This window comes from Streptomyces poriferorum, from assembly GCF_019399235.1.
Taxonomy (GTDB): domain Bacteria; phylum Actinomycetota; class Actinomycetes; order Streptomycetales; family Streptomycetaceae; genus Streptomyces; species Streptomyces poriferorum.
Genome location: NZ_JAELVH010000172.1, coordinates 1 through 14,020, shown reverse-complemented (window position 1 = coordinate 14,020; position 14,020 = coordinate 1). Strand labels below are relative to the sequence as shown.

Genomic DNA, 14,020 nt, shown 5'->3' with positions numbered 1-14,020 from the left:
GGGGGGGCGTGCGACCTGGGGTAAGCGGTGGTCAGCCGTTCAGCGCGGGAATGATCTCGGATCCGTAGGCGTCGATGGTCGCCTCGCGGGCGTCGTGCATGTTGTAGACGGCGAACTGGTCGACGCCGAGGTCGCGCAGGGCCCTGAGCTTCTCGATGTGCGCCTCGGGCGGGCCGAGCAGGCAGAAGCGGTCCACGATCTCGTCCGGGACGAAGGTGGTGTCGGGGTTCCCCGCGCGGCCGTGGTGGCTGTAGTCGTATCCCGAGCGTCCGGCGATGTACGCGGTCAGCGCCTCGGGGACGAGGCCGGAGTGCTCGCCGTAGCGGGAGACCAGGTCGGCCACGTGGTTGCCTACCATGCCGCCGAACCAGCGGCACTGCTCGCGGGCGTGGTCGAGGTCGTCGCCCACGTAGGCGGGCGCGGCGACGCAGATGGTGACGGAGTCCGGGTCGCGGCCGGCTTCCGCGGCAGCGTCCCGTACGGCCTTGATCATCCATTCGGTGAGGAAGGGATCGGCGAGCTGGAGGATGAAGCCGTCGGCCTTCTGCCCGGCGAGCGCGAGGGCCTTGGGGCCGTACGCGCCCATCCAGACGGGCAGCCGGCCGTCCTTGACCCAAGGGATCTGCACCGGCTGTCCGTCGACGAGTGCCTCGCGTCCCTCGGCGAGGTCGCGGATGACGTCGATGGCCTCGCCGAGCCGGGCCAGGGTGTTGGGGCTGCGCCCGGCGACGCGCATCGCCGAGTCGCCGCGGCCGATGCCGCAGACCGTGCGGTTGCCGTACATGTCGTTGAGGGTGGCAAAGGTGGAGGCGGTCACCTCCCAGGTGCGGGTACCCGGGTTCGTGACCATGGGGCCGACGACGAGGCGTTCGGTGTGTTCGAGAATGCGGCTGTAGATGACGAAGGGCTCCTGCCAGAGCACCGCCGAATCGAAGGTCCAGCCGTACCGGAAGCCGTTGCGTTCGGCGCGGCGCATCAGGCCGACGACGGCCGAGGCGGGCGGGTCCGTCTGCAGAACGAGTCCGAAGTCCATGCCAGGTGCTCCTAGTTGAGGTACTGACAGGTGGCGCGGGGGGTGTACATGCCGTGACCGGCGCGGCCGGTGTACGTGCGGCGGTCGATGACGACCTCGCCGCGCGAGAGCACCGTTTCGACCTGGCCGGTGAGCTGCCTGCCCTCGTACGCCGAGTAGTCGACGTTCATGTGATGGGTCTCGGCCGAGATGGTCTGCCGGGCCGCCGGGTCGTAGATGACGATGTCGGCGTCGGCCCCGGGCGCGATGGTGCCCTTCTTCGGGTAGAGGCCGAACATCCGGGCCGGGGAGGCGCACGCGATCTCGATCCAGCGGCGGCGCGAGATATGGCCGTCGACGACCGCCTGGTGCAGGAGGTCCATCCGGTTCTCGACGCCCGGCATCCCGTTGGGGATCTTCGAGAAGTCTCCGCGGCCCATCTCCTTCTGGCCGGAGAAGCAGAAGGGGCAGTGGTCGGTGGAGACGACCTGGAGTTCGTTGTTCCGCAGCCCCCGCCACAGCGCGTCCTGATGCTCCTTGGGCCGCAGCGGCGTGGAGCAGACGTACTTGGCGCCCTCGAAGTCCGGCTCGGCGAGGTTGTCCGTGGAGAGGAAGAGGTACTGCGGGCACGTCTCGCCGAAGACGGGCAGTCCCCTGTGGCGGGCGGCGGCGATCTCGGCGAGGGCCTCGTCGGCGGAGACGTGAACGACGTACAGCGGCGAGCCGGCGACGCGGGCGAGCTGGATGGCGCGGTGCGTGGCCTCGGCCTCCAGCGCCACCTTGCGTACGTCCCCGTGGTAGCGCGGATCGGTGCGGCCGGCGGCGAGCGCCTGCTCGACGAGGACGTCGATGGCGATACCGTTCTCGGCGTGCATCATGATCAGGCCGCCGTTGGACTCGGCCCGTTGCATGGCGCGGAGGATCTGCCCGTCGTCGCTGTAGAAGACGCCGGGGTAGGCCATGAAGAGCTTGAACGAGGTGACGCCCTCCGCGACCAGCAGGTCCATCTCCTTGAGCGACGACTCGTTCACGTCGGCGAGGATCATGTGGAACGCGTAGTCGATGGCGCAGTTGCCGTCCGCCTTGGCGTACCAGGCGTCGAGTCCTTCGCGCAGGGAGCGCCCCACGGACTGGATGGCGAAGTCGACGATCGTGGTGGTGCCGCCCCAGGCCGCGGCGCGGGTGCCGGTCTCGAAGGTGTCCGCCGCGTAGGTGCCGCCGAACGGCATCTCCATGTGCGTGTGCGCGTCGACACCGCCCGGGATGACGTACTTCCCGGTGGCGTCGATGGTCCGGTCGGCGGTCCAGCCTGCTGCGGCTTCGGTGCCGTGCGCGGCGAGCGCCGCGATGCGGCCGCCCTCGACGAGCACGTCGGCGTGGATCTCGTCGGACGCGGTGACGACGAGGCCGCCGTGGATGACGGTGCGGCTCATGTACCCCTCCTCACTGTGGCGGAACGGGTCTACGCACGTAGACAAGGTGCGTGATGAAGAACGTAGAAGTGGGTTACCCACTGTGGCAATACCGCTGCCGCTAACCGCTGAAGACGTTTCTGTTTCACCTGTCCGGCACTCGACCGGCCCAGTCCGCGGACCGTTCCGCCGTCCGGGTGGGGCGCACCCCGCGTCGTATACACGCGCGCTCCGCCGTGTGGAACCGGCCCGGCCCGTACGGGCGAGTGCGGCGGGCCCTTGCGGGGGAACTTCGGGCGACGGGACGCCGCGGTCCGGCCGGGGCCCGGGCCGCCGTCTAGCTTCGCTCCATGATCAGAAACGGAATCATCGTCACGGCGGTGCTCTGCGCGTCCCTCGCCGCCGCACCCCTGAGCGCCACCGCCGCCTCCGACGGGTGGCAGCGGGTCGGCTCCGGGCTCCAGGGCGGGGTGAGCGGCATCGCGCTCGTCGAGGGTGCGCCCACGGGCCCCGGTCTGGCCGACGCCGTCGTCGTCCGGGACAACAGGGGAGACCGGGAGAGCCGGCTGGCGACCGTACGCCTGCGGCCCGGCGACGCGCCCGTCGTGACGGAACTCCCCTGGCTCGGCGTGCTGCCCGCGGACCTGGAGGCCCTCGACGCGGTGCCTGGCCGCCCCGGCCACTACGTCGCCCTCGCCGGCCGGGGCGAGGCGTACCACGTGGTCGTCGCGGACGGCCGGGCGACGGCCGAGGACAGTCCCGTCGCCCTGCCCGGCCGGCAGGACGGCGACAACTACGAGAGCTTCGCGCTGCACCGCGACCGGTCGGGACGGACCTTCGCCGTGTGGGCGACGCGGGGCAGCGGTGCGCAGCAGGCCGTCGTGCACGCCGCTTCGGTACGCGTCGGGCCGAACGGTCTCTCCTTCGGCACGGTCTCGGCGCGGCAGGAGTTCGCCGTGCCGTTCCCGGACCAGGACGAGGTACGCCACATCAGCGACCTGAAGGTGCTCGACGACGGCACCGTACTGGTGTCGTCGGCCTCGGACCCCAACGTGAACGACGGGCCGTTCGCCTCCGCCGTCTACGACGCCGGCCGGCTCACCGTGAACCGGGCCAACGACGCGGTACTGCGGATGAAGCCCCGGCACGCCCTCACTCCGCTCAGTCTCTTCACCCGGCAGGACAACCGGAAGATCGAGGCCATCGCCTTCCTGCCCGGACGGCTCGGCCTGTGGGGCACCGACGACGAGAACTTCGGCGGTTCCGTGACGTTCGAGCGCGTCGGTTAGCCGGGGCGCCCCGCCGGGCGCGGGGGTGCGGTGTCCGGCCGGGCACCGCACCCCCGTCCTCACCCGGCCGAGCGCAGCGCCTCGGCGAGGATTCCCGCGCCCTCCTCCGCCTCCGGGATGGAGAGCGAGAGGGGCGGCGCGATGCGCAGCACGCTGGTGTCGTGGCCACCGCCCTTGCCGATGAGCAGGCCGCCCTCCCGCGCCGCTTCGAGCACGGCCGCGGCCGCTTCGGGGTTCGCCTCGTCCGTGCCCGGCTTCACCAGCTCGATGCCGATCATGAGGCCGCGCCCGCGCACTTCCCTCACACACTCCGAGGCCGCGCCGATCGCGCGCAGGCGCTCGATGAGCAGCCCGCCGACGCGTCGGGCGTTGCCCTGGAGGTCGTGTTCGAGGAGGTACGAGAGGTTGGCGAGGCCGGCCGCCATCGTGACCGGGGAACCGCCGAACGTCGAAATGGAGTTGGCGTCCAGGCAGTTCATGACGTCCGCCCGGGCGACGACACCGCCGATCGACATGCCGTTGCCGATGCCCTTGGCGAACGTGAGAATGTCCGGCGGCCCGTTGCGGCCGTGCGCCTGCCAGCCCCAGAAGTGTTCGCCGGAGCGCCCCCAGCCGGTCTGCACCTCGTCGGAGATCCACAGGATGCCGTGGCGGTTGAGGACTTCACGGAACGCCGCGTACAGGCCGTCGGGCGGTGAGGTGAACCCGCCCACGCCCTGGATGGGTTCGGCGATCAGCGCGGCGGGCGCCCGGGTGTGGCCGAGCAGGTCCTCCAGGTCCGCGACACAGGCGGCGATGAACTCCCCGTCGCCCAGGTGCGCGTACGGTCCGCGGGTGCGGACACCCCCGTGCACGTACAGGGTCTGGAGTGGCGACAGACTCGTCGGCGACCAGGCGTTGTTGCCGGTGATGGAGACGGCGGAGAAGGACCGGCCGTGGTAGCTGTTGCGCATCGCCAGGATCTGGTTCGACCTGCGGTACGTGGTGGCGAGCAGCAGGGCCGTGTCATTGGCCTCGGTGCCGGAGGTCGTGAAGAAGACCCGGGCGTCCGGGATGCCGGAGAGCGTGACGATGCGCTCGGCGAGTTCGACCATCGGACGGTTCAGATAGAGCGTGGAGGAGTGGATGATCCGCCCGGCCTGCTCGCTGACCGCCTTGGTGACCTCGGGCAGCGCGTGGGCGGTCATCGTGGTGAGGATGCCGCCGAAGAAGTCGAGGTAGCGGTTGCCGTCGGCGTCCCAGACATGACGGCCCTCACCGTGGGTGATCTCCAGCGGGTGCCGGTAGTAGAGCGCCAGCCACTCGGGGCTGACGGCGAGGTGACGGTTGTACAGACCGCTCACGGCTCCACCAGTCCCTCGTACGCGTCGGGGCGGCGGTCCCGGTAGAAGGCCCACTGCTGACGGACCTCCTCGATCAGGCCGAAGTCCAGGTCCCGGACGAGGAGTTCCTCTGCCTTGTCGCTGGCGACCTCACCGACGAATTGACCCCGCGGGTCGACGAAGTAGCTGGTTCCGTAGAAGTCGTTGTCGCCGTACTCCTCCTGGCCGACACGGTTGATCGCGGCGATGAAGTACTCGTTGGCGACGGCGGACGCGGGCTGTTCAAGCTGCCAGAGGTAGCTGGAGAGGCCGCGCGAGGTCGCTGACGGGTTGTAAACCAACTGGGCTCCGTTGAGACCCAGTTGCCGCCACCCCTCGGGGAAGTGCCGGTCGTAGCAGATGTAGACGCCGACCTTGCCGACGGCCGTGTCGAAGACCGGCCAGCCGGCGTTCCCGGGCTTGAAGTAGTACTTCTCCCAGAATCCCTTGACCTGTGGGATGTGGTGCTTGCGGTACTTGCCGAGGTACGAGCCGTCGGCGTCGATCACGGCTGCGGTGTTGTAGTAGAAGCCGGACTGCTCGACCTCGAAGACCGGGACGACGATCACCATGCCGGTCTCGCGTGCCAGTTCCCGCATCCGCTGCACGGTCGGACCGTCGGGCACGGCCTCCGCCCAGCGGTAGTGCTCGGGCTCCTGCACCTGGCAGAAGTAGGGGGCGTTGAACACCTCCTGGAACCCGATGATCTTCGCCCCCTGCCGGGCGGCCTCGCGAGCGTGTTCCTCATGCTTGGCGATCATGGATTCGGTGTCGCCGGTCCAGGTCGCCTGGACGAGTGCGGCGCGTACGACGTGGGACATGAGCTGCTCCTTCGACGCGGCGTCAGAGAGCCTCTTCGCGTTTCTACGCCCGTAGACACGTGCGTAGGGGAGAACGTAAGCCCCGTCACACGGCGGGGCAAGACCATCGCCGTGAACCGGCGGAGTCGATCACGTTTCACACCCGTGCGGTCCAGTGCCCGGGGTGGGCCGGATGGCCCTGGGCGTCGCGGGCCGGACGAGACCTTGCGGGCACGGCCTCAGGGCTGTCCGGCGGATCAGGGACCGTGACCCCGGCCATGATCCGCCGGACAGCCCTGAGACCTTTCGTTTGGATCAGACCGGATCAGGGAGCGGGGTCCGGTGCGCGCGACTGCAAGTGCGGAGGAGGGAGTCGCTGCGGAGCATGGGCGACCGACGGCAACGCCGGAGGGGGCCCCGGGTCGAGCGAAGCCGAGACCTGGGGGGAGCGTGTGCCGAGACCTGGGGGGAGCGTGTGCCGGGGCCAGCGAGCCCGGCATGATCCCAACGAGAGGCCCTAAGCGATACCCGCGATGCGCAGGGCGTGCTCGACGTCCCGCTCCCGCGCCCCGGACACCGTACGGGCCGCCGCGAGCAGGTGCGGTACGAGGCGGCGCGGGTCACTCTCCGCGATCCTGGCCGCGTCCTGCGGTGTCCGTACGCGGACGAAGGCACCGAGCAGCGCCTGCGCCTGGGGGCCGCGCCCGGCCCGGTCCAGGGCGATCACGGCATCGGCGATCTCCGCGGGCGGCCGCGCCACGCCCTGGCGCAGCAGGTGTCCGCAGTCCTCCGGGCGCCCCGCGCCGGCCAGCGCGTCCACCGCGGCCGCCAGCTCGGCCGGGGGCAGCGAGGACACCTCCCACAGCAGGGTCGACCAGTCCGCGCCGAGCCCCGCCCGGTGGAGTTCGACGGCGAGGACCGGCAACATTTCGGCGGGCCGGCCCGCCGCCTCGCAGAGCACGCCGTGGGCCTCGCCGCTGAGCCCCTCCGTCCGGAGCCGGACCAGGGTCGCGACCGTGGCCCGGGCCGACCGCAGCGCGGCCTGGTCCTGAGCCGCCGGGGCATGCCCCGGCGGGGCGCCCTCCGTGCGGAGAGCGCCGCCGAAGCGGGCGCCGCGCGGCAGGGCGGCCGCCACGGGCGGGACCGGCAGGACGGGGGCAGCGGCCACGGGCTCCTCCTCGACGTCCAGCCCGGCGAAACGCGCGCCCCGCGGCCTCCTGCGGGACGGCCCGCCCGCGCGCACCGGCGACGGTCCGGGGGTATCGCGTACGGCCTCCTCCGGGGCGTCGCCCACGGCCATGGGCCGCTGTGGTGGGGCCGCGGCCGGGGGCACCGGTGCGCCGGGGACGGGTTCACCTTCCGCACGGAACCGGTCCGACAGCGCCGCGACCGCCGCCAGTCTTCTGCGCAGCTCCGTACAGCGGGCCGACGCCCGGGCGTGGTCGTCGCGGGCCCAGGCGACCGCCTCCGCGCCCGCCCCACCCGTCTCGCCACCCGCACGGGCCGCGCTCAGCCTCCCGGCCGCGTTCGCCTGTTCCCGCAGCATCAGCTCCAGGCGCTCCACGAGCTGCCGCTGCCCGCCGGGGCGGCGGTCATGGGCGGCGGCGGAGGCCGCGTAGAGCTCGGCCGCGCGCACCGAGGCGCGCTCCGCGAACGCGGCACCACGCACGGTGGCGAGGTCCGCGAAGAGCGACTCCATGACGTCCCAGGGCGGGATCTCGGCACCCGCCAGACAGGCCCGCATCCCCTCGGGGTCACGTCGGCAGAAGACCCCGTACCAACCCCGCGCGGGATCGAGCAGCGCCGCCACCCCTCGCAGGTGGTGCGCGAACTCCCCTATGGACACAGCATGCTGATGCACCGTCATCGTCGCCCTCGGCCGCCGTCGGCTGGAACCTTCCAGTCCGCAGGCATTCGACCGCAGCCGTGTTACGGGACGACTACACGCACTTTTCGCCCAAGGTCCTTCAGGAGCGCGACAGTTGGCGGGTGCGCCCCCTCGGCGCGCCGGCTGCGGGCTCAGAAGGTGATGGCGATCCCGGTCTGCGGCCGCTTGCCGAGCCGGACGATCATCGCCGGGTAGTCGAGCAGCCAGTACTTCCAGGTGTACTTGCGGGCGATGGCCTTGCGCACACCGGTCGTACCCTTCTCGTCGAGCAGCCTGCCGGTCCCCTCGGCGCTCGGGGCGCCCTCCGCGATCCGGCCGCGCACATCGCAGACGGTGACGCGGACGCGGCTGTCGTTGCGCAGCCGCTTGACCTTCCATGAATCGCTCTTGGTCCAGACGACCAGCTCGTCCCCGTCGGCCGCGGCCCACACCGGGGTGGCGACGGGGGTGCCGTTCTTCCGGTAAGTGGTCAGGCTGACGTACTCGCTGCGGGCGAAGTCCTGGAGGCTCATGCCCCAACCCTACTCAGGGACTTCGCCCTTCGCCCCGTTACCCGGCGAGTGGAATGATCTCCGGCTCCGGGGCGCACCGCAGGAGGAGTTCATCCATGGACATGCCGAGCGCCCCGGCGAGTGCCGCGACGGTGAAGAACGCCGGAGTCGGCGCACGGCCGGTCTCGATCTTGCGCAGCGTCTCGGCCGAGATTCCGGCACATCCTGCGATGTCGGCCATGCTGCGGCGACCGCGCGCCTCACGGAGCAGCCGGCCGAGCCGTTCGCCGCGCAGGCGCTCTTCGGGGGTGAGAGGAGTTCGAACCATGCCGTCATTCTAATACCGATCTGACCGGTATAGTAATTGGCATGGTGCAGCTCAAGACAGACACATCCATCGAAGCCATGCGCAAGGCCGGCCGGGTCGTGGCGCAGTTGCTGACGGCCGCGCGCGAAGCGGCGGCCGTCGGCGTCTCACTCCGCGAACTCGACGAAGTGGCCCACGAGGTCCTGCGCGAGGCCAGCGCCGGATCGCCGTTCCTGAACTACCGGCCGCATTTCGCGCCGACCCCGTTCCCCGGCGTGATCTGCGCCTCCGTGAACGACGCGATCGTGCACGGCATCCCGAACGATCTGCGGCTGCGTGACGGCGATCTGGTGAGCATCGACGCGGGCGCGACGCTCGACGGCTGGTGCGGGGACTCGGCGATCAGCTTCATCGTCGGCCGCCCCCGGCCCGCGGACACCCGCCTCGTCGAAACGGCCTTCGAGGCGCTGGAAGCGGGCATCGCGGCGGCCGTCGTCGGCAACCGGATCGGTGACATCGCGCACGCGATCGGCACGGTCTGCCGCACGGCCGGCTACGGCATCCCGGACGGATTCGGCGGCCACGGCATCGGCCGGTCCATGCACGAGGACCCGGGCGTCCCCAACGAGGGACGGCCCGGCCGCGGAATGCCGCTGCGGCACGGCATGGTGCTGGCCATCGAACCGATGCTGATTGGCAGCGGTCGGGACGAGTACCATCCGGACCGGGACGGCTGGACCCTGCGTACGAACGACGGCAGCCGGGCCGCGCACGCCGAGCACACGGTGGCCATCACGAACGACGGTCCCCGGATCCTGACGGCCCTCTGACGGCCTCCGGCCGGGAGGGCCCGGTGCCCGTCAGTTGTTCCTCAGGAACTCCTTGGCGAGGCCTTCCCCGGCGGTCACCGCCGCGCCGTGGCTCTCGATCGGCGAGACGACGGAGTCCTTGAACAGGATGTACGTGACGCCGGACCCCACGCCGCCGGCCTTCGGGTCCGGATCGATCCCCAGCGCCTCGGCGGTGGCGTAGGAGGCCTCGCCGATGATCCCTGCGGGCCCGGTGTCGCCGACGACGGCGTACTCCACCTTTCCCGCGTGGACGACGGCGACGACACCTCCGCCCTTGATCCCCGAGCTGCCGAAGTCCCAGAGGGAGCTGCGGCTCGGCACCACGACGTACGGGAGTTCCTCCGCGTTCAGCGGCCGGTCCCCGGAGGTGTGGAACGCGGTGTCGCCCTGGAACCACGGGTCGGTGTCCACGTTGCAGGCCTCGGTCACCTGGCCGTCGCAGTCGATGTCCAGGTCGGCCTTCCAGAACACTGCTCCGTTCATGCCGCACACCGGCACGGAGGGCGAGGCACTTTCGTCGGTGCGGTAGGAGCCGTTCGAGACCGGCTTGCACGCGGCGACCTTGGCCAGCAACTCGGCCGCGCCGACGGCACCTTCGCCGGCATCGGCGGGAGCAGGGTCAGCAGCGGGAGCAGGGTCTGCGGCGGGGCGGGGGGCGGTACGGGCCGGACCGGTGTCGGACGCCGGGCGGGCATAGGCGGCGGGAGTGAGGTTCACCGGAACCGGACGTGCTCTCGGCACCGGCGTGAACACGTCGGACCGCAGGACCGAACCGCCCTGGGCGGCGGGCGTCAGGGATCCGGCCGCGAGCAGGGCGGCGCCGGAGACCGTGGCGAGGGCAAGCGTTCGCTTACGCACCGTGGGGGTGCCCTTCTGTGAGGAGTCTTTCCCTTGCTGAGATCAGCCCAGACGCCCCCCGGCATGCCCCCGTCGAGGCTGCGGGGCCGGTCCGGCGCGCATCTCCCCGCGCCCGACCTACCCCGCCCGTACGACTACTGACAAACCGTCACGCCATTATCGGGACGGCCTCACCACCATGGCCGAGCCGCCGCCGCGCCGCTCCGTCTCGGCCGCTGCCAGCCACCGCCCGTCCGGCAGCCGCTGTACGCCCGTCGCCGCCCCGATCTCCGGGTTGGGCTTGAACACGTGCCCCAGAGCCTCCAGCCGGGCCCGGACCGGGCTGTTCCACAGCCCCGGTTCCAGCTCCGTGGCCGCCGCGTTGCGCTGGCTGGCGCGGGGCGCCGCGATGGCGTCCACCAGCGGCAGACCCCGGTCGACCGTGCCGATGAGCGACTGGAGCACCGTGGTGATGATCGTGGCTCCGCCCGGCGACCCCAGGGCCAGCACCGGCTTCCCGTGCTTCAGCACGATGGTCGGGGAAATCGAGGACCGCGGCCGCTTGCCCGGACCCGGCAGGTTCGGGTCATGGACGGCCGGGTCGGCCGGTGCGAACGAGAAGTCCGTCAGCTCGTTGTTGAGCAGGAATCCGCGCCCCGGCACCGTGATGCCGCTGCCGCCGGTCTGCTCGATCGTCAGGGTGTACGCGACGACGTTGCCCCACTTGTCGGCGGTCGTGAGGTGCGTGGTGTTCTCGCCCTCGTACGTCGTCGGCGCGGCCGTCTCCGTACCGGCGCAGTCACCGGGATGGCGCGGGTCGCCCGGGGCGAGCGGGCTGGTGAGCACCGCGTCGTCCTTGATCAGGCACTCCCGCGAGTCGGCGAAGCGCTGGCTGAGGAGTTCCTTCGTCGGCACGTCCTCGAACGCCGGGTCGCCGACCCAGCGCCCGCGGTCCGCGAAGGCGATACGGCTCGCCTCGATGTACCGGTGCAGGTACTGCGCCTGGCTCGCCTTCGAAAGGTCGGTGGACTCAAGGATGTTGAGGGCCTCGCCCACCGTCGTCCCACCGGAGGACGACGGCGCCATGCCGTAGACGTCGAGCCCTCGGTAGCCCGTCTTCGTGGGTGCCTGCCGCAGCGCCCGGTAGGAGCGCAGGTCCTTCGCGGTCAGGTCGCCCGGACGTACCACCCGGGCCGACGCGGGATCCACAGGCGGATTGCGTACGGTCCGCACGATGTCGTCGGCCAGCTTGCCCCGGTACAGCGCGTCGACCCCCTTGCGGCCGACCTCCTCGTACGTGCGCGCCAGGTCGGGGTTCTTGAAGACCGCACCGACCTCGGGGAGCGCGCCGCCCGGCAGGAAGAGCTTCCGGGTGGCGGGGAAGTCGGCGAACCTGGCCCGGTTGCCCTCGGTCTGCGAGCGGAACGTGCCGTCGACGACGAACCCGTCGCGGGCCAGCTTCTCGGCCGGTTTCAGGACCTGCCGGAGCGATTTGCTCCCCCAGGCGTCGAGAGCGGCGTCCCAGGTCGCGGGAGTGCCGGGGGTTCCGACGCCGAGGCCGCTGGTGACGGCGGACTCGAACGCGATGGGCTTGCCGTTCTCCAGGAAGAGCGAGGAGTCCGCGCTGCGCGGCGCGGTCTCACGGCCGTCGATCGTCTCCACCGTGCGGGTGCGGGCGTCGTAGTGCACGAAGTAGCCGCCCCCGCCCAGTCCCGCCGAGTACGGTTCGGTCACCCCGAGCGCCGCCGCGGTCGCGACGGCCGCGTCCACCGCGTTGCCACCCTTGCGGAGCACCTCGATGCCCGCGGCCGTCGCATCGGCGTCGACACTGGAGACCGCTCCCCCGTATCCGGCCGCCACGGGTGACTTCACAGGCGGTGGGACCGGTGGCGCGGAGGAGGACGGGGCGGCCGCGCCGACCGTCACCACAACGGCGAGAACACCTGACAACGACACATTCCGCGCAACGGAACGCCTCATGCGCACCTCCAGTGAAGGATTGTCCGCGCAGGGTAGCGCCGCTCCGGCAGCCCCGTCAGGACCGCCTCGAACTTGAGGCCGAATGCCCGCTAACATGCCCGCCCATGACTGACGACGTACGCAACATCGTGCTGGGCGTGATAGCCGCCGGCCTCAGCGCCGCACTCGGCTGGCTCGCGCGCACCTGTATCTGGCGCCGCAAGCTCCGCCGCAAGCAGGCGTTCTTCGGTCTGCCGGGCAACTCGGAGTGCCTGCTCGTCGTCAACCGCGACGCGGGTGGTGACGGCGCCGTCCACCGGCACGACGTCTTCGCCCTGCTGGAGCTCTCCGCACTGATCAAGGACTGCTCGGCGCATGCCCAGATCCTGGCGCACGACGTCGCACAGCAAGGGTTCGGTGAACGGACCGAGTTCTGCGTCGGCGGCCCCGTCTCCAACCGCCGGATGGCCGCGCACCTGCACTCGCTGCTGCCCGGCGTGAAGATCAACGCGGACGCCGAGCCCGGCCCGGACCGCAACGCCTTCCAGATCGGCTCGGAACGCTACCGGGTGGAGAAGGGCGTGGCCGAGTACGTGATCCTGGCCCGGCTGACAGCCGGTCAGGAAGTGCGTCCCGTCTTCCTGTTCTGTGGCCAGCAGGCCATCACCAATCAGGCGGCGTCGCGCTATCTGGCCCGCAACTACGAGCGTCTCGCCCGTAAGCACGGCAACAACACCTTCTGCCTGCTGCTGAAGGTGGTCAACTCGCAGGCGTACGGCCCCGATGTGGTCGAGCTGGTCGGCGACGTGACCCGTGCGGCCCAGGCCCCGGCACCGGCGCCCCGGACCTCGCACCGCGCCTCGGGCTGAGGGCCGCAGGCGGCTTGATCTTTGACCTGTGGGGTGTCGACGTGGAGTCGTTGACTTCTTCGTTCGTCGCCATGTGTGGTCCGGTTCGCCGACTGTGTGCACGCCATAGCGTGCAGTGGGTTGGTTGCTTCTGCGACCGGGTAGCCGGGCTGAGCGGTCCTCAGTGGTCGCGGAGCAGGCTGCCCGCCCCCTCGATCCGCTCGGTGAACCCGTTGTCCCGCAGCGCCATCCACCAGGTGGCAGCGTTGATGGCGATGACGGGCAGACCGAGCCACCGTTCGGCCTCGTCGGCGAGCCGCACCATCGACAGGTTGGTGCCGCACTGGACGATGGCGTCGACGCCGGGCAGAGCGGCGAGGGAGGTCAACGCCTCTCGCAGTTCGTCCTCCGCGACATGGGCGATGGACACCGCGGTGGGGCAGCGCAGCCCCGTGATACCGGCGACCTCGAAGCCGAGTTCGGTGAAGAAGCGCCGCACGTTCTCGTCGCCGACCGGCTGGTAGGGAGTCACCACCGCGATGCGGCGGGCACCGTAGAGGTGCAGGGCCCGTTCGCACGCCTGGGCTCCGGTGGCCACTTCCAGGCCAGTGATGTCGTGGATCTGCTTGATGAACTCCCGGTTGCCCTCGACCCCTCCCCAGAAGGTCTCCGCGGACATGCCCATCACCATGTAGTCCGGCTCGCAGGTCAGGACTCGTTCACAGGCTCCGCCGATCTCGGCGCGGATCTGGTCCAGGAGGCGTTCCATACCGGCGTCGCCGTCCATGTCCTGGTCACGGATGTGAATGCGGGAGAAGTGGGCCGTCACGCCGGGCACGGTCATCCGGTAGAAGTCGGGCTCGACAATGGTGTTGGTGCTCGGCGCGATCACACCGAACTTGCGGCGCCAGCCGAGGGCGTCGGTCATGAGGTCACCGTCCGGGTGTCGGGGGTGGAGGGGGGCG

The 14,020-nt window shown here is 71.0% G+C and carries 13 protein-coding genes; 3 read left to right on the top strand and 10 right to left on the bottom strand.

Going from position 1 to position 14,020, the window contains the following annotated elements; genetic code table 11:
* Positions 1-31 precede the first annotated feature (31 nt).
* Positions 32-1,033 carry a TIGR03842 family LLM class F420-dependent oxidoreductase gene (locus tag JGS39_RS26325; RefSeq protein WP_219572069.1) on the bottom strand — a complete coding sequence of 334 codons (1,002 nt, stop codon included), beginning with the start codon at positions 1,031-1,033 and terminating at the stop codon, positions 32-34.
* Positions 1,034-1,044: 11 nt separating this feature from the next.
* Complete coding sequence (gene hydA / locus JGS39_RS26320) at positions 1,045-2,445, bottom strand: dihydropyrimidinase (RefSeq protein WP_219572068.1); 1,401 nt, start codon at positions 2,443-2,445, stop codon at positions 1,045-1,047.
* 329 nt (positions 2,446-2,774) lie between these two features.
* On the opposite strand from hydA, the gene JGS39_RS26315 reads away from it, so the two are divergent.
* Positions 2,775-3,713 (top strand): hypothetical protein, encoded by a 939-nt coding sequence (locus JGS39_RS26315; RefSeq protein ID WP_219572067.1) that lies wholly within the window; start codon positions 2,775-2,777, stop codon positions 3,711-3,713.
* A 59-nt stretch (positions 3,714-3,772) separates the two neighbouring features.
* Here JGS39_RS26315 and JGS39_RS26310 read toward each other — a convergent pair whose 3' ends face one another.
* The 5 genes from JGS39_RS26310 to JGS39_RS26290 all read right to left on the bottom strand — a co-directional run bounded on the left by JGS39_RS26310 (position 3,773) and on the right by JGS39_RS26290 (position 8,581).
* On the bottom strand, positions 3,773-5,056 hold the full coding sequence (locus JGS39_RS26310; protein WP_219572066.1) for an aspartate aminotransferase family protein: 1,284 nt from the start codon (positions 5,054-5,056) through the stop codon (positions 3,773-3,775).
* A complete protein-coding gene (locus JGS39_RS26305; RefSeq protein WP_219572065.1) occupies positions 5,053-5,895 on the bottom strand; it encodes a nitrilase-related carbon-nitrogen hydrolase in 843 nt (280 codons plus the stop codon). Before JGS39_RS26305 ends, JGS39_RS26310 begins: the two co-directional genes overlap by 4 nt.
* Positions 5,896-6,391: 496 nt before the next feature.
* Positions 6,392-7,741 carry a hypothetical protein gene (locus tag JGS39_RS26300; RefSeq protein WP_219572064.1) on the bottom strand — a complete coding sequence of 450 codons (1,350 nt, stop codon included), beginning with the start codon at positions 7,739-7,741 and terminating at the stop codon, positions 6,392-6,394.
* Between the two features lie 152 nt (positions 7,742-7,893).
* Complete coding sequence (locus JGS39_RS26295; RefSeq protein ID WP_219572063.1) at positions 7,894-8,274, bottom strand: PPOX class F420-dependent oxidoreductase; 381 nt, start codon at positions 8,272-8,274, stop codon at positions 7,894-7,896.
* A 37-nt stretch (positions 8,275-8,311) separates the two neighbouring features.
* Positions 8,312-8,581 (bottom strand): helix-turn-helix domain-containing protein, encoded by a 270-nt coding sequence (locus JGS39_RS26290; protein ID WP_219572062.1) that lies wholly within the window; start codon positions 8,579-8,581, stop codon positions 8,312-8,314.
* A gap of 41 nt (positions 8,582-8,622) precedes the next feature.
* Between JGS39_RS26290 and map the strand changes: the two genes are divergently transcribed.
* Positions 8,623-9,390: a type I methionyl aminopeptidase gene (map, locus tag JGS39_RS26285; RefSeq protein WP_219572061.1), complete on the top strand. Its 768-nt coding sequence runs from the start codon at positions 8,623-8,625 to the stop codon at positions 9,388-9,390.
* A gap of 30 nt (positions 9,391-9,420) precedes the next feature.
* Here map and JGS39_RS26280 read toward each other — a convergent pair whose 3' ends face one another.
* A complete protein-coding gene (locus tag JGS39_RS26280; protein WP_308120726.1) occupies positions 9,421-10,269 on the bottom strand; it encodes a glycoside hydrolase family 75 protein in 849 nt (282 codons plus the stop codon).
* Between the two features lie 156 nt (positions 10,270-10,425).
* Positions 10,426-12,228 carry a gamma-glutamyltransferase gene (gene ggt / locus JGS39_RS26275; RefSeq protein WP_219572060.1) on the bottom strand — a complete coding sequence of 601 codons (1,803 nt, stop codon included), beginning with the start codon at positions 12,226-12,228 and terminating at the stop codon, positions 10,426-10,428.
* A gap of 104 nt (positions 12,229-12,332) precedes the next feature.
* Here ggt and JGS39_RS26270 point away from each other — a divergent pair, with 104 nt between their 5' ends.
* Positions 12,333-13,076, top strand: a complete 744-nt coding sequence (locus JGS39_RS26270; RefSeq protein ID WP_219572059.1) for a hypothetical protein — start codon at positions 12,333-12,335, stop codon at positions 13,074-13,076.
* Positions 13,077-13,236: 160 nt separating this feature from the next.
* On the opposite strand, the gene JGS39_RS26265 is transcribed toward JGS39_RS26270, so the two are convergent.
* A partial coding sequence (locus tag JGS39_RS26265; RefSeq protein ID WP_219572058.1) for a maleate cis-trans isomerase family protein occupies positions 13,237-14,020 on the bottom strand: 784 nt, incomplete at its 5' end.